We start from the raw sequence: 16,756 nt of genomic DNA on the forward strand, positions 1-16,756 counted from the left end.
CGGCGGGCCGTCGCCTTGATGGCCATCGAAATCCCTTCCGCTTTCGCTACTGCTAGCTGGCGGTGTAGTGGGCGGCCTTGTCGAGCACCGCGGCCTTGTCGAAGTTGTTGGCACCGGAGAGCAGGCTCGGGTCCCACAGCTTCTTCAGATCGACGTCACCCTTGATCTGACCCGCCTCCTTGGTGTACGCCTGCGTCTTTGCCCACTCCTGGTCACTGATCGCGCCCCAGTTGGCGAACTGCTCCGGGGTGCCGCTGGCCGGGGTGGCCGTCTTCAGCCAGGCCGTCAGGCTCTTGGTGTCGGCCGCCAGCCGTTCGTCGACGGGCTTACCGGCCAGGATCTGCGGGAACACCTTGTAACCGATCCGCATGGCGGCTTCCGGGTTCTTCGCCGAGAAGAGCATGGCCTTGTACGACGCGCGCAGGAACCGCGTGTAGACGTCCTTCTTATCGGCGAAGTCGCGCCCCCCGCCGGCGAAGGTCAGCGAGCGGATGCCGCTGAAGATGTCCGGGTTGTTCAGGTACTTCAGTTGGGTACCCGAGTCCTCGATCACCGCGTACGCCTGAGTGTAGAGCGCCAGCATGTCCACCTTGCCGCCGTTGAGGGCGGCGGCGGCCTGTGCGCCGACACCCACCGGCAGTAGTTCGACATCCTTGGCCGGGTCCAGCCCAGCGGCCTTGACATAGGCGCGGGCGTACGGGGCGGAGCCGGATGCCAGGCTGATCACACCGATCTTCTTGCCGCGCAGGTCGGCGCTGCCGGTGACCGTGCTGTCCGGCTTGACGGCCATCACCCACGGCCAGTTCTGCACCAGGCCGCCGATCGCCTTGATCGGGACGTTCTTCTCGGCCGCGCCGAGCACCGAACCCGCGTCGGCGGCGCTGATGTCGGCGCTGCCCGAGGCGACCGCCTGCAGGGCGGCGACCGAGCCGTCGGCGTTGATGGTCTCGACGGTCAGCTTCTCCTCGGCGAAGTAGCCGAGTTCCTTGGCGACCGCATAGACCGCCACCTCCTCCTTGGGGCCGATCACCGCGGAGGCGATCGCCATCGTCACCTTGGCCTCCTTGCCGGCCCCACCGCCGGCCGTGGCCCCGTCATCGGAGCCACCGTTGCAGGCGGACAGGACCAACGCGGCGGCCAGCGCCGCCGGGAGCAAACCCCACTTGCGTTTCATCTCAAACACCTCGTCATCAGTTGGAAGGTTCGGTCGGCCGCCGAAGGCAGCCGACCGTCGATCAGGTGTTCAGCAGCGAGGCGACCAGCGCCAGGTCGTTGTAGACGTGCTGCTCGACGATCAGCCCGCCGTCGAGGACGAACACGTCCGCGTAGCGGATGTCGTCGAACGGGCTGCCGTCGAGCCACTGCCCGAACAGCCTCCCGAGGGAGGTCACCGAGATCCGTCCTTCGGCCTCACCCACCAGGTATCGGTCGCGGTGCTTGCGCACCCACCGGTAGGTTCCGGTGGACGCGGCCGCCATCTGCGCCAGCGAGGAGTACTCCCGCTCGCCGGGAAAGACCAGCCGCGCTCCCGGCGCGAGGAGCCGGCCGGCCTCGTCGAGCTTGCGGTCCTCGCACAGTTGCAGGTAGCGGTCGACCAGGCGGGTCGGGTCGGGGGTACCCATCAGTCGGTCTTGCCGCTCAGTGCCGCGTCCCACTGGTCCCGCAGCGGGTGCTCGGCGGGTCCGTGCTCGGTGAGGATGCGCATCAGTCGGGCCAGCAGCTCCTCCCGCTCCCGGTCGAGGACCTGCTGTTCCTCCTGCCGGGCCACGAAGCCGTCGACGGCGTCCGCGGCGAGAACGTCTCCTCGAACCAGCAGCGCCTCCACGACGCGCAACCGCTGGCGGGTCACGTGCAGCTCGGTGGAGAGCTGCAACACCAGGTCGAGCAGCTTGCCGACCTTGGGGTCTCCGAAGTAGTCGAATTCGGTGCTCATCACGCCTCCGGCTTGGTCGCGGACAGTACGGCCCAGGGGAAGTGCCACTCCGATCGGTCGCCCCAGCCCTGCGGCTGGACGCCGTTGCGGCGCTCGTCGAACGGAGTCCAGGACACGTTGGTGAGGCCGGCCTCGGTGCACGCCGCGATCAGGTCGGAGCCGAACAGGGCCCGGAAAAAGGGCTCGTTGTTCCGCTCGGCGTGCTCGTAGATGGTGGCGTCACGCAGCGGATCGCCGGTGAGCATGAACTCCAGGAACCGCAGTGAGCCGCCTGGCTTGAGCAGGCGGGCCACTTCCTCGATCGTTTCCCGGATCGCATCTGCCGGCATTTCGTGCAGCACCATCGTCCCGGTGACCACATCGCAGCTGTCGGCCTCGATGCCGGTGGCCCGGCCGTCGGCCTGCCGGTAGTCGATCGCCAGCCCGGCCGCCTCCGTCTCGGCGTGGGCGAGCCGCAGCCCGGGGGCGGCCAGATCCACGCCGATCACCTGCGCCGTCGGGTACCGCCCCACCAGCGGGCGGGTGCTCTTGCCGAATCCACAGCCGACGTCGACCACCCGGGTCGCCGCCCACAGCTCCGGCAGAGCGGTCTCGGTGAACAGCTTGTGGAACTTGTAGCCGTCGTTGTCGCGCAGCATGACGATGCGCGCGCCGAACTCGTACACGTACGCAGACATGTCGTCGGAGAAGAAGCAGCCGGGCTGGATGTGGATGTCGTAGTCGGTGTACCAGTCCGGCAGGTCCAGCTCCGGGTGTAGCTCGAGAGAGCCCTTGGTCTGCTCGGGTAGCGCCCTCATCTGGTTGACCAGCTCCTCGCGGCGACTCAGCACTGCGTCGCCGGCGAGCTTCCACAACATCTTCTGCTGCACCCGCTCGAGGTGACTGAACCACGGGTACAGCGGCAGGCCGCGCAACACCTGCCCGGCGTCCGCGACGGTCGTCGCCGGCGCGCCAGCGACGTCGTACTCCTTTCGCAGTGCCGGGTAGACGGTGTCCGCCCAGCGCTTGCGCAGACTTAGGACGAAGTCCACGGCGGAACGCTCATCCAAGGTGAGGCGCTCCTCGACATCGAGCATGTCTCGACTCCTCTTCGGACTGTGGTGGGGGAGGGTCGGCCAGAGCGGTCCGGACGACCGGCCGGCCGGGTCAGTGGGCGTACAGCACCCGATGCGCGGATGCGGTGTCGTAGCTGCCGAGGAACGCGCCCGCCATCCGTCCCTCGTAGACGGCCTCGAAGGCGGTGCGGGGGGCGTTGGCGTCGCCGACGAGGTGGATCCGGGGCCCGTCGGGCAGCGCGTCGAGCTTCCGATACAGCTCGTCGTCGGCGTGTGCCGAGCCGGCGTCGACCACCATGGAGACCCCGCCGATATTGAGATCTTCGCCAGCGAGAGCGCCGGTGAGGGTGACCGCGGAGGCGCCCGCGCCGCGGACGGTCCGCAAGGGATGAGCCACGATTCCCAGGTCCGCGAAACGCTTGAGTAACGCCATCCGCGAGTACGTGGTGATCCGGGCGCTCACTCCGGCGGTGGGCGAGACCAGGTGTACGCGGGCACCCCGCCGGGCGAGGTTCTCCGCGACCGAAGCCGCCGCCCAGGTACCCTCGTCGTCGAGGACCACAACGGCGCCGGAGGGCCGGAAGGCCGGATCGGCCAGTTTGTCGACCGCCTGCCAGAGGTCGATCACCGGCGGGCCGCCGGGCAGTGGCCGGCGGGCGGGGCGGGAGCCGGTCGCCAGGATCACGTCCTGGTAGTCGCTGGCCAGCACTTCCTCGACGCTGATCCGGTGGCCGAGTCGTACCGATACGCCGGCGGCCTGCACGCCGCGTGCGAGGTCGCGGGTGAGCAGGCCGAACCGCTGCCGACCGAGGACTCGTGCGGCTAGCTCCACCTGGCCGCCGAGCTGCCCACGCGCCTCGACCAGGGTGACCTCGTGTCCGGCCCGCCGGCCCGCGAGCGCGGCCTCCAGGCCGGCGGGGCCACCGCCGACCACGAGGACCCGGTGCGGACCAGCCGGTCCGGGCAGCTCCGGCCAGGCTTCCGACCATTCGCGCTCGGCGCCAACCTCCGGGTTGACCACGCAGGAGATCGGCAGGTTCGTCTCCAACCGGCCGATGCAGCCCTGGTTGCAGGCCAGGCACGCGCGCACCTCGTGCTGGCGGCCTTCGGCCGCCTTGCGGACCAGGTGCGGGTCCGCGATGTGCGGGCGGGCCAGGCCGACCAGGTCTGCCTCGCCAGCGGCGATGAGTTCGGCCGCCTCCGGCAAGCTGTCGAGCCGGCACACCGCCAGTACGGGTAGGTCGGGGAATTCCCGCTTGAACAGGGCGGCGTGGTACCGGAACGGGGCGTGGCCGAAGCTCATGTCTGCCATCTGGGTCGCCAGCGAGCAACTGCCGTGGTAGGCGGAGTGGCTGACGTGTACGTACGCCAGCGGATACTCGGTGCGCAGCTTGCCGACGATCTCCAGCACCGCGGCCGGGTCGAGCCCGCCAGGGAGGAACTCGTCGGCGCTGACCCGCAGCCCGACCGGCAGCTCGGGGGCGGCGGCCAGTACCGCCGCCAGCACCTCGCGAGTGAGGCGCATCCGGTTGTCGAGGCCGCCGCCGTACGCGTCGTCGCGGGTGTTGGTGTGGGGCGAGAGGAACTGCTGGAGCAGGTGGCCGTGGCCAGCGTGGACCTCCAGCCCGTCGAAGCCGGCCTGCCGCATCCGCCGGGCCGCCGCAGCGAACGCCGCGACGACGACGGCGATGTCCCGACGTCCCATGGCGTGCGGCACGTGCGCGCCGGCCGCCCACGGCACCGGGGACGATGACCACGCGGCGGTGCGGGTGGCGTCGCCGTTGGCCTGCCGCCCGGCATGCATGATCTGGGCGAACAAGTGCGCGCCGTGGGCATGGACGGCCTCCGTCACCCTTGCGTACGCCGGAATCGACGAGTCGTCGAAGCTGCCGAGGCTGATGCTGCGACCCGCGCTGGTCGGGTGGACCCGGATCGCCTCGGTGATGATCAGGCCGACGCCACCCTTCGCCCGCTCCTCGTGGTAGGCGACGTGGCGCTGCGTCGGCACGTTGTTCCGGCCGAAGTTGGTGGTGTGACCGGGGACGAAGACCCGGTTAGGGAGTTGGAGAGAACCGAGCTGAACGGGGGAGAGAAGGGTACGGAGCTTTTCGTCAGGCATGCTCGGGCTTCCTAATTCGGGCCGCGCTCGGCTGGGCCGAGAGCGTTCGGATAAGCCGTACGCCGTTCGATTGAGTGGAACGGTAGGACCGGCGTTCGTGGTCCGTCAATGGGCTACCGTTGAGTAACTTCTTGAATCGCAACCCCACTGGGTGCTGTTCCGCCCAGCCGAACGGTTCCCGGGCTGGTGGGGGGTTTCACCAGGGGTCCAGCTCGTGACGCCGATCAACTTCCGCCTCGTCCGGTCCTGGCTGATCGGCCTCCACCCTCGTGAGCGGGAGCCTGCGCCAATCGGGATCCGGCAGAGCGAGATTGGGGTGCGTACGCCGCCGGGGAGGCCTCAGGCTCGGGTGCTCCCAGCTCAGGAAGCGTCTGGTGCCCGGGCGGCCTGCGTGGGCGGTGGGTTGACCGCGTTCCGGCGCAGGCCCTATCGTTCCAGCACGTAGAACGGCGTACGGCTGAGTCGAACGACTTGAGGGGCGTAATGATCGAGACGGCTGTGGGTGCCATTGTTCCGCCAGCCAACCCGACGGTGGAGCCCGAGCTGCGCCGCCTGCTGCCCTCCACCGTCCGCTACCACGTTGCCCGCCTACCAGTCGTGGACGGGTCGCTGGCGCAGCGACTCGATCAGTACGCCGAGCAGTTGCCGTCGTCCGTCTTCGGCTTGCGGGGTCTGGGCCTGCGGAGCGCGTATGTCGCGTGCACTGGCTGTTCCTACCGACCCGGACGGACGGACCAGGAGCTCGACCAGGCGGCGACCGAGCAGCTCGGCGCGCCGGTGTTCGGCGCCGCGACCGCAGTGCGGCGGGTGCTCGATCACCTCGCGGTGCGATCACTGACCCTGGTCTCACCGTATCCGGACTGGCTTACCGAGCAGGCGGCGACGTTCTGGCGGGCGACCGGCCGCACGGTCGCCGAGATCGTGTCCGTGCCCGGCACGGGTGCCATCTACGACCTTGCCTCCACCACGGTGCGGGACGCCGTGCACCAGGCGTTGCGGTCGCTGGCGAACGGGGCCCCGCTCGGGCGCGCGGTGCTGATCACCGGCACCGGCGCACCCAGCCTGGACGCGCTCGACCAGCTCGTGCCGGAGGCACCCGTGCCGGTGCTCTCCTCGAACCTGGCTGGCGCATGGCTGATGTTGGAGACCGCCGGCGCGGGTCACCTGGCGAGCGGGTCGCAGAGCGAGGCGCTGCGCCACCTGGCCACCACCATGGCCGCACCCACCGCCACGGGAGTCGCACCCGTTGCAGCGGGAGCTGCGCCCTCCACCACCGAAGTCGTCGGCGACGTCGCCGACGGGAAGGAGTGAACGTGGCGCTGCCTGGCCGCCCCGTGGAAGCGCCGGTCGTCGTCCTCGGGGGCGGGCCGGTGGGCATGGTCGCCGCCCTCGCGCTGGCCCGACGAGACATCCCGGTGATCGTCCTGGAACGTGGCGACGACGAGGTGCGGTCGGAATGGCGGGGTTCTACCGTGCACCCGGCGACACTCGAACTGCTGGACGAGCTCGACCTCGCCGCGCCGATGCTCAAGGAGGGAGTCCGGGCGCACCACCTGGACTACCGCGACCTTGAGCTGAGCGAGTCCGCCCGCTTCCCCTACGAGCTGTTGGAGCGGGAGACCCGGTATCCCTTCCGGTTGCAGTACGAGCAGTACAAGCTGGTCCGGCAGTTGCGCCGGGCGGTCGACGGGTCGCCCAATGTGGACATGCGGTTCGGGCACGACGTGGTCGGGCTGCGCCAGGACGACACGCGCGTCGAGCTGGACGTGACGGTCGGCGGGGAGCGGGTGGTGGTGGCCGGTCGCTGGGCGGTCGCCGCCGACGGCGCGCACAGCATCGCTCGCAAGCTGCTCGACGTCCCGTTCCCCGGCTTCACGTACCCCTTCCTCAGCCTGGTGGTGGCGACGCCGTTCCGGTTCGAGGACGCCCTGGCCGACCTCGGGACGGTCGGATACTGGTCCGGGCCGCGCGGCCGTTTCTCCCTGATCAGGACGCCGGACGTCTGGCGCGCCGCGCTGTCGACGGCCACCCGCGTTGACGACGACCCTCCGCCGGGTACGCACCCGGACTTCCACGCCGCCGTCGACCTGCTGCTCAAGGGCTGCCTCGATCCGCGAGAGCTGCCGTTGAGTCAGCACCAGATGTACCGGAGCCACCAACGGCTCGCCGCATCGTTCCGGCTCGGCCGGGTGCTGCTCGCCGGCGATGCCGCCCACCTGAGCAGTACGACCGGTGGCATGGGCCTGAACTCCGGCATCCATGACGCGATGGCGCTCGCCGCCGCGTTGGCCGCGCCCGACCAGGAGACCGCCACCTCTGCCTACGCCGAGCGTCGCCGAGCGGTGGCCGAGCGTTTCGTCCAGCCGGCGACGACGGAAAGCCGTACGTCGGCGGACGCGGTCGACGTGGCCGTGCGCCGAGATCGGCTGGTCCGCCTGCGGGCTCTTGCAGAGGACCCGGCGGAGGCCACAAGGTATCTGCGGCGTGTCAGTATGCTCGGCATCCAGAACTAGGCATGCTTGGATTCGAGGACTATGCGCCGGGCGTTCGCGGGCTGTCGTGCCTGCCGGTGTGCGGACGATGCATCGACGACAGGTCATGGTCGAAGATAGGGGATCGGCGGTGCCGGTGAGTGAGCCAGCGGACGGTAACCGCTACACCACGAGCGGTCTGGGTCGCGCGTTGGCGGTGATTGACCTCCTCGCCGAAGGTAGCCCGGAGATGATCGGGGTGTCCACCGTCGCGCGGGAGCTGAACCTGCCCAAGGCCGTGGCGCACCGCATCCTCAAGGAGCTGACCGCGAACCAGTTCGTCACCTTCGACGAGGGCACCCGGCGGTACCGGCTCGGGCCGGGCGCCCTGGCGGTCGGTCTGGCCGCGCTCCGCGCCATCGACGTCCAGGCGATCACGAACCGGCACATGCGGCGGTTGGTGGATGCCACCGGCGAGACCGCGACGTTGTCGATGCGTCAGGGCTGGATACGGGTTTACACCGACCAGGTGCTCTCGCCGCACGAGATCCGGATGTCCGTCACGCTCGGCTCCCGACATTCGCTCTCCGCGGGCTCCTCGTCCAAGGCGATCCTGGCGGCACTGTCGGACGCCGAGGTGGAGGAGTACCTGACGACCCATGAGCTGACCCCGGTCACCCCGGCCACCATCACGTCGGTCGAGCAGCTCCGCGACGACCTGCGGTCGGTCCGCAGGCAGGGCTACGCGGTGAGTCGGGGCGAGCGTCAGCCGGGTGCGGCGAGTGTGGCGGCGCCCATCCGCCTCGCCTCCGGGGAGGTCTACGGCTCGCTGTCGCTGTGCGGCCCGGCGGACCGCTTCTCGCCCCGGCTGCTGGCCGAGTACGGCGACCTGGTGGCCGACGCGGCTCGCCAGGTCAGCGCCGAACTGGGCTATCTGCCCGCCCAGGAGCAGGAGCAGCAGCAGGCCGCGGCGGACCCGGGGCCAGCGATCCCCAGCCGGCCGGCCCGGCGTCAGGCCTCCCGGGACCAGCCCGCGACCAACTCGGCCGAGGTCGTGGCCTCGCAGAAGTAGAACCCGAGGTTGCGAATCGCCGCGTCGGCGAGGTCCGCGCGGGTCCAGCCGACCAGGTCGGTCGGCATTGTGACGGCCAGGTCGGCCATGTAGGCGTCCCGGATGGTGGAGTCCACGCAGACGTTGGCCGCCGTGCCGACCACCACCACGTGGTCGCGTCCGCGTGCGCGCAGCAGGTTGTGCAGGGGAGTCCCGACGAAGGCGCTGTAGCGCGTCTTCTCCAGGTGGCAGTCGCCCGCTGCGGGCACCAGGCCGTCGGCGAGCTCCGCGCCCCAGGAGCCGGCCGCGCAGACGCTGAGCGGGCTGCGGCCCATCGCCTCGGCGCGCGCCTGCCGCGCCGGTGACACCAGCTGTTCGTGGGCGGCCTGCCGCACCCAGGCCACCAGGCAGCCGGCGGCCCGGGCCCGGTCGAGGAAGTCCGGCAGCCGGCCGGCGAGCTCGGCGTTGACGCGTACGTCGGCCCCGAGCGCCGCCATCGCGCCGGTGGGGGAGCAGAAGTCCTTCTGCATGTCGATGACCAGTACGGCCGTGCGCAGGGGCGGGTATTCCATTCGGTTCCTCCTCGAACGGGGGAAATGGCGCGACCGGCGGGCGGAGTCCGCCGTGCCAGGCCATTGACCTTGGCGCTGAACATAGCTTACGTTCGCACCAACAGAACGGCGTACTGCACAAGCGAACAGTCTCGCGGGTGCTGCCAGTCGGTCGGCGACAGGGGAAGCCATGAGTGCGATCACAGTGGAGGGCGTCAGCAAGGTCTTCGCGGGCGCGAACGGACAGTCGATGCTCGCCCTGAGCGACGTGTCTCTCGACATCGCCGACGGTGAGTTCGTGGTGCTCCTCGGCCCGTCGGGCTGCGGCAAGACCACGCTGCTGCGCATCATCGGCGAGCTGGAGAGCCCCACGACGGGTCGGGTGCGCCGCGACCACGGCGGGCCAGCCGACGGAGCCGAGAAGCCGTTGGGCTTCGTGTTCCAGGAAGCCACCCTCATGCCGTGGCGGTCGACCGCCGCGAACGTCGCCCTGCCGCTCGAGATGGCCGGCGCCGGGCGGCGGGAGCGGACGGCCCGGGTCCGCGAGATGCTGAGCCTGGTCGGGCTCGCCGAGGCGGAGGAGAAGTACCCGCACCAGCTCTCGGGTGGTATGCGGCAGCGGGTCTCCATCGCCCGGGCGCTGGCACACGACCCCAAGGTGCTGCTAATGGACGAGCCGTTCGGCGCGCTCGACGCGCAGACCCGCGACACGATGAACGTCGAACTGCAGCGGATCTGGCTGGAGACCCGCAAGACGATCGTCTTCGTGACCCACTCCGTCTCCGAGGCGGTGTTCCTGGCCGACCGCATCGTCATGCTCGGGACGAAGCCCGGCCACATCCACTCCATCACCGAGGTGACGCTGCCCCGTCCGCGCACCGTGGACATGACCGAGTCCGCCGAGTTCCGCCACCTGGCCGCCGAGCTGCGCCGCCAGATCGGCGAGGTCCAGGACACCGAAGCCCGCCCTGCCCTCTCGGCCTGACCAGCATTCGAGGTGCCGCACGTGACCAACATCGACCAGCGCCACCGAGCGCCGACGTCGCCTCCCGGGCAGCTGCTGCAGCCGCCGCGACCGAGCTGGTCGCAGCGGCTGCGCAACAACCGCTGGCTGTCCTTCTACACCAGCCCGCTGCTGATCGCGCTGTTCATCCTTGCGTGGAAGCTCTACGTGGAGGCCACCGACCTGTCGCGGTTCGTACTACCGCCGCCGGAGGCGGTGTTCCGATCGTTCATCGAGCAGATCATCGACCCGTTCGTGTGGCAGCAGCACATCTGGACGACCTTCTACGAGGTCATGATGGGCCTGGTCCTGGCGATCGTGCTGGGTGTCGGACTCGGCCTGATGATCGGCAAGTCGCCGCTGTTCGACCGCATCAGCCGGCCGTTCATCGTCGGCACCCAGGTGGTGCCGAAGGTCGCGCTGGTGCCGCTGTTCATCCTCTGGCTGGGCTTCGGTCCGTCGTCGAAGGTGGTCATCGCCGCGCTGCTCGCCTTCTTCCCACTGCTGATCAACACCTCGTTCGGCGTCCGCTCGGTACCGCGCTCCATGCACGACCTGATGACGACGTTGAAGGCGTCGCGCTGGGAGCGGTTCAGGCGGGCCGACCTGCCGTACACCACGCCGTTCATCCTGGCCGGCATGGAGTTGGCGGTCGTGCAGGCGACCATCGGCGCGATCGTCGGTGAGTACCTGGGCGGCGACAAGGGGCTCGGCCGGTACGCGGTCAACCTCCAGAACGGCCTACAGGTCGACCGGCTGTTCGGCGCGATCCTGATCATGGCTCTGTTCGGCTTCACCCTCTACAGCATCGTGACCAGCGTCCGCCGGCTGCTGATCCCCTGGCACGAGTCCGTGCAGCCGCGACGCACCCCCTGACGGGACGTCGCCGCCACATCCCCCACATCCCCTGGTCAACGCCGCAGCGCGGCGCTGGCGGATCTCCTCTTGCCGTTATCCGTCCGCACATCCCCCATCCTTTCAAGCCCCCCGGGAGACTCCCGTGACAGAGAACCGTTACCTCGGTGCGCCGGTCTCGCGGCGCTCGTTCCTCCGGCTCGGTGCCACCGCCGGGCTTCTGGTGCCCAGCGTCGGAGGCCTGACCCTGCTCACCGGCTGCGGTGACGATGAGAAGACCAACCCCGACGGCAGCCTCCCCGGCACGTACATGACCGCGTCCGGCATGACCCTGAGCTTCGTCGAGACGATGGTCGCCAAGGAACGCGGCTACTTCTCCGACTACGGGCTCAACCTGGAGATCAAGGGCGGTCAGGGCACCGCCACGGCGATCCAGGCCGTGCTCGGTGGCTCGGCCGACCTGACCCGGGCGAACGGCATCAACGCGATCATCGCGGTGGCCAACGAGCAGGCGCCGTTCATTACCATCGCCAGCGTGCGGCAGAAGTCGCAGTTCGAGGTGGTCTCCCTGCCGGACGACCCGATCAGCGACCCGGCTCAGCTGGCCGGCCGTACCTGCGGCATCGTGTCGACCGGTGGCGCCACCGAGAACCTGCTCGACGTCATGCTGATCAATGCGGGCGTCGACCGCAAGTCGGTAAAGCGTCCGGTCACCGGCGTCGGCACCGCCGCGTACGAGTTGGCCCGCAAGGGCCAGGTCGACGCGTGGATCTGCGTCAACACCGACCGGGCCACCATCCAGAGGGACGTCGGCAAGGTCAACTTCTTCAGCACCGACGACTTCGCGCCGATGCCGTCCGACTCGTACAACACGAGTCTGAAGATGGTGGAGTCGGGCAGCGACATGCCAGTGAAGTTCCTCGCGGGCGTGCTCAAGGCCATGGACTACGCCAGCAAGGAGGAGAACTGGGACCAGGTCATCAACGACCTGCGCAAGTACAACCCCGAGGCCGACCCGAAGCAGGCGCGCGCCGAACTGCCGCTGTTGGTGGAGAGCTGGCTGGCGGCCGGACCGGACAAGACCCTGCAGATGAACGAACAGGTCTGGGCCAAGGGCCAGGAGAGCCTCGTCAAGGCCGGTCTGGTCAAGTCCACGGCGCCGATCGACAAGCTCATCCACCCGGAGTACCTCGAGCGCGCGAGGAAGCTGTGACCGCCGCAACCACGCCAGGCGCCGGTGACAGCGCCGCTGCCGCCGTCCTGGCGTCGGCCGCGGCCAGCGGCGTACAGCGGCTCTGGTTCACCAGCGGCTCCGAGCTGACCTCGTTCCAGGAGGCCGCCGCGCGAGCCCGGCACGCGGGCGAGCCGACTCCGGAGATCGTCACCTGCCCGCACGAGCACGTCGCACTTACCGCGGCGATGGGCGACACGATGGTCTCCGGTCGACCTGCCATGACAGCCGCCCACGCCGACCTCGGTCTCCTGCACCATGGCGGTGCCATCCACAACGCGATGTGGGGCGACCACCCTGTGCTGATCATGTCGGGTTACCCGCCGACCCGCGCGGAGTCGCGGACCTCACCGGTGTTCTGGAAGCAGCAGCGCTGGGACCAGGGCTCGATCGTCCGGCAGTACGTGAAGTGGGACTACAAGCTGTCGGCCCTCGACGACCCCGGCCTGATCGTTGCCCGCGGCCTGCAGGTCGCGCTCGCACCACGACGCGGTCCCGTGTACCTGGCCGTGCCGGAGGAGGTGGGCCGGCACCCCGTCCCCGCCACCGGACGGGTCCCCAGCGCACAGGCGCTGGGCGTCCCGGTCCTCGGCCCCGGCGACGCCGGGGTGGTCAGCGAGGTGGCCCGCCGCCTGACGACAGCCAGGCGACCGGTCATCGTCACCGACCGCGTCGGCGAGTACCCGCGCGCCGTGGCACTGCTCGCCGAACTGGCCGACAGTCTCGGCGTCGAGGTACGCGCCACCCGGTACCGGATGAACCTGCCCGACGACAGTCCGTGGCGCTCGACCGCGCCGCTGGACGAGTTCGATGTCGTCGTCGTCCTGGACCACCCGGTGCCCTGGATGCCTGCCATGGAGCAGCCGCGCGACGACGCGTGGATCGGCTGGGTGGGACCCGACCCGATCGAGAGCCGCGTCCCGCTGCACGAACTGCGTGCCGACGCCCGTACCACGGCCGACCCGGCGGCGTTCCTCGCAGCCGTGCTGGGCGAGGTGGGCGGGGCTGGGGCGAGCGACGCCGACCAGGTGCGACGGCGCCGGCAACGACCCCCGGTCGACGCCGCGGCCCGGCCGGAAACCAGCGGCGTCCCTGCCGCCGGCATGCCCACCCCCGCGCTCATCGCCGCGGCGCTGGACCGGCACCTGAGCCCCGACGACCTGCTCACCTGGGAGGTATTCGACACGGCCACGGTCACCCGCACGAAGCCGGGCACCCTGTTCGAGAAGGGCGGCTCCAGCCTGGGCTGGTCGGTCGCGGCGGCGACCGGCGCGAGCATCGCCTCCGGCGGCGCCCACGCGGTGGCGGTGACCGGCGACGGGTCGTACCTCTTCGGCTCACCGGATTCCTGCCTGTGGCTGCAGCAGCAGCACGACGCCCCGGTGGTCACCGTGGTGGTCAACAACGGCGGCTATCGGACCGGCACGACCACGCTGGCCGCCCACTACCCGGGCGGGTTGGCCGCCGCCGAACCCACAGTGATCGGCGGCCACCTAACCCCCTCGCCGGACTTCGCGGCGCACGCGCGTTCGCAGGGCTGTTACGGGGAGCGGGTGGTCCGGGCGGCGGATCTCGCCGCCGCCCTGGACCGGGCCCGGACCGCGGTCGAGCGCCACCGCGTCCCCGCCGTGCTGGACGTCTGGGTGCCCGAACACCTCACCGGGTCGATGGACCCGGGACGCCGGGAGCGTGCCCGTACGACGACCGAAGGGAGCAACGATGGTTGACGTCTTCTCACCCATCGACGCCCGGGTACTGGCCCGCCTCACCCCCGCCACGCCGTCCGACGTAGACGTCGCGGTCCGCGCGGCGCGTGCCGCGCAACCGGCCTGGGCACGGCGCACCGCCGGCGAGCGCGGCCGGATCCTGCACGCGGTGGCCGACCTCATCGAGGCCAACCTGGAGGAGTTGGCCGAGACCGAGACCTGCAACACCGGAAAGATCCTCGGTGACACCCGCCGGGAGGTACGCCGGGCCGCGGGCACGTTCCGCTACTACGCCGGCTGCGCCGAGCAGGTACGCGGCGAGACGATCCCGGTCGGTACCGAGTACCACACCTACACCGTGCCCGAGCCGTACGGCGTGGTCGCCGGCGTCATCCCGTGGAACGTGCCGTTCTTCTTCGCCGCCAAGAAGATCGCGCCGGCGCTCGCCTTCGGCAACGCCTGCGTGCTCAAGCCGGCCGAGGAGACGCCGCTGACCGCCCTGCGGCTGGCCGGGCTGCTCGCCGAGGCAGGTGTTCCGGAGGGCCTGGTCCAGGTCCTGCCAGGGGGCAGGGAAACCGGCGCCGCGCTGGTGTCGCATCCGGGCGTCGACCTGATCGTGTTCACCGGGCACCACGAGACCGGCAAGGCGATCGCCCGTACGGCGGCGGCCAACCTCACGCCGGTCGCGCTGGAACTCGGCGGCAAGTCGCCACAGGTCGTCTTCCCCGACGCCGACCTCGACCGGGTGGTCGACGCGGTGGTGCTGGGTGTCTTCGCCTCCTGCGGTCAGATGTGCATCGCCGGCTCGCGGCTGCTCCTGCACGAGTCGATCTACGACGACGTGCTCGACCGGGTGGCCGAGCAGGTACGGGCGCTGCGGGTGGGCGACCCGTTCGAGGAGGAGACGGACCTGGGTCCGCAAATCACCGCGGCACAGCGGGACAAGACGTTGGGGTTCATCGCCGAGTCCCACTCGACCGGCCGGGTGGTGGCGCAGGCGGCGCTCCCGGACGACGTGCGGTTGCGCGACGGCTTCTACGTACCGCCGACGGTGGTCGACCGGCTGGCCGACGGCGCGCGCCTCCTGCGCGAGGAGGTCTTCGGGCCGGTGTTGGCGGTGTCGTCGTTCCGCGACGACGCCGACGCGCTCCGGATGGCCAACGACTCGCTGTTCGGCCTGGCCGCCGGCGTCTGGACGGCCGACATCGCCCGGGCGCACCGCTTCGCCGGGCAGGTCCGGGTGGGCACGGTGTGGATCAACACCTATCGGGTGCTGTCCGACCTCGTTCCGTTCGGTGGCGTCGGCCTGTCCGGGTACGGCCGGGAGAACGGGACCGAGGCCGCGCGCCTCTACCTGCGTCCGAAGTCGGTCTGGACGTCGTTGACGACGGGATTACCGCAGGGCTACGGGCTGGGAGGCGCGGGTGCCGCAGGCTGACCGCACAGCCACGGCGGCCACCGCGGAGGTGGGGCGCAGCGCTGCCGCGCTGCTGCGCGACCGCCGCTTCGGCCCGTACTTCTTCGGGTCGCTGGCGTCGAACACCGGCACGTGGTTCCAGAACGTCGCGGCGATCCTGACGATCTACGCGCTGACCCGGTCCGCCTTCATGGTGGGGCTGGTCACCGCGTTGCAGTTCGGGATGCAACTGGTGCTCGCCCCGGTGATCGGGGCGGTCGCCGACCGCGCTGACCGACGGCTGCTGATCGTCGTCGGTCAGACGCTGGGCGGTCTGGCCGCCGCGGTCCTCGCCATGCTGGCGTTCCTGGATCAATTGAACCCGTGGCTCATCCTGGCCTTCGTTGGACTGTCCGGGGTGGGACAGGCGATCACCGGACCGTCCGCGCAGGCGCTGGTGCCGAACATCGTCGGGCGCGCCGATGTCGCCCAGGCGATCGCCCTGCACTCGCTCACCTTCAACCTGTCCCGCGCGATCGGCCCCGTCGTCGGAGCGGCCACCTACACGCTGGCTGGCGCCGGTACGGCATTCGCCGTCAACGCCGGCAGCTTCCTGGTGTTCGCCCTCGCGCTGGCCCGCGTACGGCTGCCCCGGCCCGAGGGTGGCGTGCGTCCGCGGGGGCGGCTGGGGGTGTTCGGCGGCGTCGCCTACGTGCGCGACCGCCCCGACCTGGTGCGCTGCCTGGTCGCCGTGGCCCTCATCGGCCTGGCGATGGAGCCGATCAACACGCTCTCCCCGCTGTTCGCCGAGAGGTTCGGTGGTGGGGACGTCCTGGTCGGCATCTTCATCACCTGTTTTGGGGTTGGCTCGGCGCTGATCGCCAGCTGGGTCGGCAGGCTGCGACTGGTGGTGGGCAGCGGCCGGACGGGTGCGCTCGGCGTGCTCGCGCTGGGCGCCGGGATGACGGTGCTGGCGGTGAGTTCCGGCCCCGTGATGGCCGTCGTTGGCATCGCCGTGGCGGGCGCCGGCTATCTGCTCGCCGTCAGCGACGTCAACGCCACCATGCAGCAGGGTCTGGCCGACGCGGTGCGCGGCCGCGTGATGGCGTTGTGGTCGATGTGCTTCCTCGGCATCCGTCCGTTCGCCGCGATGCTGCACGGCTGGCTGGGCGACACCTTCTCCGCCCCGGTCGCAGCGTTCGTCGCGGCCGTGGCTGCGGTGGCCGCCGCCGTGGTCCTGAGCGACCGGCTGCCGGCGCCCGGTTGGCTGAGGTCGCGTCGGAAGGCTGCCGGTCCCGACGCGGAGTAACGGGGATGTCGGCGCGTTGACCTCGCGTTCGATCCCGGACTACTCTGCTGAGCGAAACGCCGTTCGCTTGACGCGA

The 16,756-nt window shown here is 70.4% G+C and carries 15 protein-coding genes; 9 read left to right on the top strand and 6 right to left on the bottom strand.

Features of this window, described 5'->3' with window-relative positions; all coding sequences use genetic code 11:
* Window positions 1-52 precede the first annotated feature (52 nt).
* The 5 genes from ACFYPD_RS27300 to ACFYPD_RS27320 all read right to left on the bottom strand — a co-directional run bounded on the left by ACFYPD_RS27300 (window position 53) and on the right by ACFYPD_RS27320 (window position 5,107).
* Window positions 53-1,174, bottom strand: coding sequence for an ABC transporter substrate-binding protein (locus ACFYPD_RS27300; protein ID WP_387119287.1), 1,122 nt, complete (start codon window positions 1,172-1,174; stop codon window positions 53-55).
* A gap of 61 nt (window positions 1,175-1,235) precedes the next feature.
* The gene (locus tag ACFYPD_RS27305; protein ID WP_387119290.1) at window positions 1,236-1,622 is read right to left on the bottom strand and encodes a nuclear transport factor 2 family protein; all 387 of its coding nucleotides are present in this window, start codon (window positions 1,620-1,622) and stop codon (window positions 1,236-1,238) included.
* Window positions 1,622-1,933 carry a hypothetical protein gene (locus ACFYPD_RS27310; protein WP_387119293.1) on the bottom strand — a complete coding sequence of 104 codons (312 nt, stop codon included), beginning with the start codon at window positions 1,931-1,933 and terminating at the stop codon, window positions 1,622-1,624. The genes ACFYPD_RS27305 and ACFYPD_RS27310 overlap by 1 nt, the downstream gene beginning before the upstream one ends.
* Window positions 1,933-3,009: a class I SAM-dependent methyltransferase gene (locus tag ACFYPD_RS27315; RefSeq protein ID WP_387119295.1), complete on the bottom strand. Its 1,077-nt coding sequence runs from the start codon at window positions 3,007-3,009 to the stop codon at window positions 1,933-1,935. Before ACFYPD_RS27315 ends, ACFYPD_RS27310 begins: the two co-directional genes overlap by 1 nt.
* A gap of 70 nt (window positions 3,010-3,079) precedes the next feature.
* Window positions 3,080-5,107, bottom strand: a complete 2,028-nt coding sequence (locus ACFYPD_RS27320) for an FAD-dependent oxidoreductase (RefSeq protein WP_387119298.1) — start codon at window positions 5,105-5,107, stop codon at window positions 3,080-3,082.
* A 498-nt stretch (window positions 5,108-5,605) separates the two neighbouring features.
* Between ACFYPD_RS27320 and ACFYPD_RS27325 the strand changes: the two genes are divergently transcribed.
* The 3 genes from ACFYPD_RS27325 (at window position 5,606) to ACFYPD_RS27335 (ending at window position 8,650) form a co-directional block, all read left to right on the top strand.
* Window positions 5,606-6,418, top strand: a complete 813-nt coding sequence (locus ACFYPD_RS27325; protein ID WP_387119301.1) for a hypothetical protein — start codon at window positions 5,606-5,608, stop codon at window positions 6,416-6,418.
* Between the two features lie 2 nt (window positions 6,419-6,420).
* A complete protein-coding gene (locus tag ACFYPD_RS27330) occupies window positions 6,421-7,620 on the top strand; it encodes an FAD-dependent oxidoreductase (RefSeq protein ID WP_387119304.1) in 1,200 nt (399 codons plus the stop codon).
* Between the two features lie 115 nt (window positions 7,621-7,735).
* Window positions 7,736-8,650 (top strand): IclR family transcriptional regulator, encoded by a 915-nt coding sequence (locus tag ACFYPD_RS27335; protein WP_387119307.1) that lies wholly within the window; start codon window positions 7,736-7,738, stop codon window positions 8,648-8,650.
* Here the strand turns inward: ACFYPD_RS27335 and ACFYPD_RS27340 are convergent.
* The gene (locus tag ACFYPD_RS27340) at window positions 8,590-9,201 is read right to left on the bottom strand and encodes a cysteine hydrolase family protein (RefSeq protein ID WP_387119310.1); all 612 of its coding nucleotides are present in this window, start codon (window positions 9,199-9,201) and stop codon (window positions 8,590-8,592) included. The two genes, ACFYPD_RS27335 and ACFYPD_RS27340, sit on opposite strands and share 61 nt — an antisense overlap.
* Before the next feature lie 169 nt (window positions 9,202-9,370).
* Between ACFYPD_RS27340 and ACFYPD_RS27345 the strand changes: the two genes are divergently transcribed.
* The 6 genes from ACFYPD_RS27345 to ACFYPD_RS27370 all read left to right on the top strand — a co-directional run bounded on the left by ACFYPD_RS27345 (window position 9,371) and on the right by ACFYPD_RS27370 (window position 16,680).
* A complete protein-coding gene (locus ACFYPD_RS27345; protein WP_387119313.1) occupies window positions 9,371-10,165 on the top strand; it encodes an ABC transporter ATP-binding protein in 795 nt (264 codons plus the stop codon).
* Window positions 10,166-10,186: 21 nt separating this feature from the next.
* A complete protein-coding gene (locus ACFYPD_RS27350) occupies window positions 10,187-11,059 on the top strand; it encodes an ABC transporter permease (RefSeq protein WP_387119316.1) in 873 nt (290 codons plus the stop codon).
* 124 nt (window positions 11,060-11,183) lie between these two features.
* Window positions 11,184-12,251, top strand: a complete 1,068-nt coding sequence (locus tag ACFYPD_RS27355) for an ABC transporter substrate-binding protein (RefSeq protein WP_387119319.1) — start codon at window positions 11,184-11,186, stop codon at window positions 12,249-12,251.
* On the top strand, window positions 12,248-13,996 hold the full coding sequence (locus ACFYPD_RS27360) for a thiamine pyrophosphate-dependent enzyme (RefSeq protein ID WP_387119322.1): 1,749 nt from the start codon (window positions 12,248-12,250) through the stop codon (window positions 13,994-13,996). Before ACFYPD_RS27355 ends, ACFYPD_RS27360 begins: the two co-directional genes overlap by 4 nt.
* Window positions 13,989-15,413 (top strand): aldehyde dehydrogenase family protein, encoded by a 1,425-nt coding sequence (locus tag ACFYPD_RS27365; RefSeq protein ID WP_387119325.1) that lies wholly within the window; start codon window positions 13,989-13,991, stop codon window positions 15,411-15,413. Before ACFYPD_RS27360 ends, ACFYPD_RS27365 begins: the two co-directional genes overlap by 8 nt.
* Window positions 15,400-16,680 carry an MFS transporter gene (locus ACFYPD_RS27370; RefSeq protein ID WP_387119328.1) on the top strand — a complete coding sequence of 427 codons (1,281 nt, stop codon included), beginning with the start codon at window positions 15,400-15,402 and terminating at the stop codon, window positions 16,678-16,680. Before ACFYPD_RS27365 ends, ACFYPD_RS27370 begins: the two co-directional genes overlap by 14 nt.
* Window positions 16,681-16,756 lie beyond the last annotated feature (76 nt).

This window comes from Micromonospora sp. NPDC005299 (genome assembly GCF_042872345.1).
Taxonomy (GTDB): Bacteria; Actinomycetota; Actinomycetes; order Mycobacteriales; family Micromonosporaceae; genus Micromonospora.

Bases quoted from the DNA above. Each gene is read 5' to 3' on its own strand.
- ACFYPD_RS27300 (WP_387119287.1), bottom strand. From the start codon at position 1,174: ATGAAACGCAAGTGGGGTTTGCTCCCGGCGGCGCTGGCCGCCGCGTTG.
- ACFYPD_RS27305 (WP_387119290.1), bottom strand. From the start codon at position 1,622: ATGGGTACCCCCGACCCGACCCGCCTGGTCGACCGCTACCTGCAACTG.
- ACFYPD_RS27310 (WP_387119293.1), bottom strand. From the start codon at position 1,933: ATGAGCACCGAATTCGACTACTTCGGAGACCCCAAGGTCGGCAAGCTG.
- ACFYPD_RS27315 (WP_387119295.1), bottom strand. From the start codon at position 3,009: ATGCTCGATGTCGAGGAGCGCCTCACCTTGGATGAGCGTTCCGCCGTG.
- ACFYPD_RS27320 (WP_387119298.1), bottom strand. From the start codon at position 5,107: ATGCCTGACGAAAAGCTCCGTACCCTTCTCTCCCCCGTTCAGCTCGGT.
- ACFYPD_RS27340 (WP_387119310.1), bottom strand. From the start codon at position 9,201: ATGGAATACCCGCCCCTGCGCACGGCCGTACTGGTCATCGACATGCAG.
- ACFYPD_RS27345 (WP_387119313.1), top strand. From the start codon at position 9,371: ATGAGTGCGATCACAGTGGAGGGCGTCAGCAAGGTCTTCGCGGGCGCG.
- ACFYPD_RS27365 (WP_387119325.1), top strand. From the start codon at position 13,989: ATGGTTGACGTCTTCTCACCCATCGACGCCCGGGTACTGGCCCGCCTC.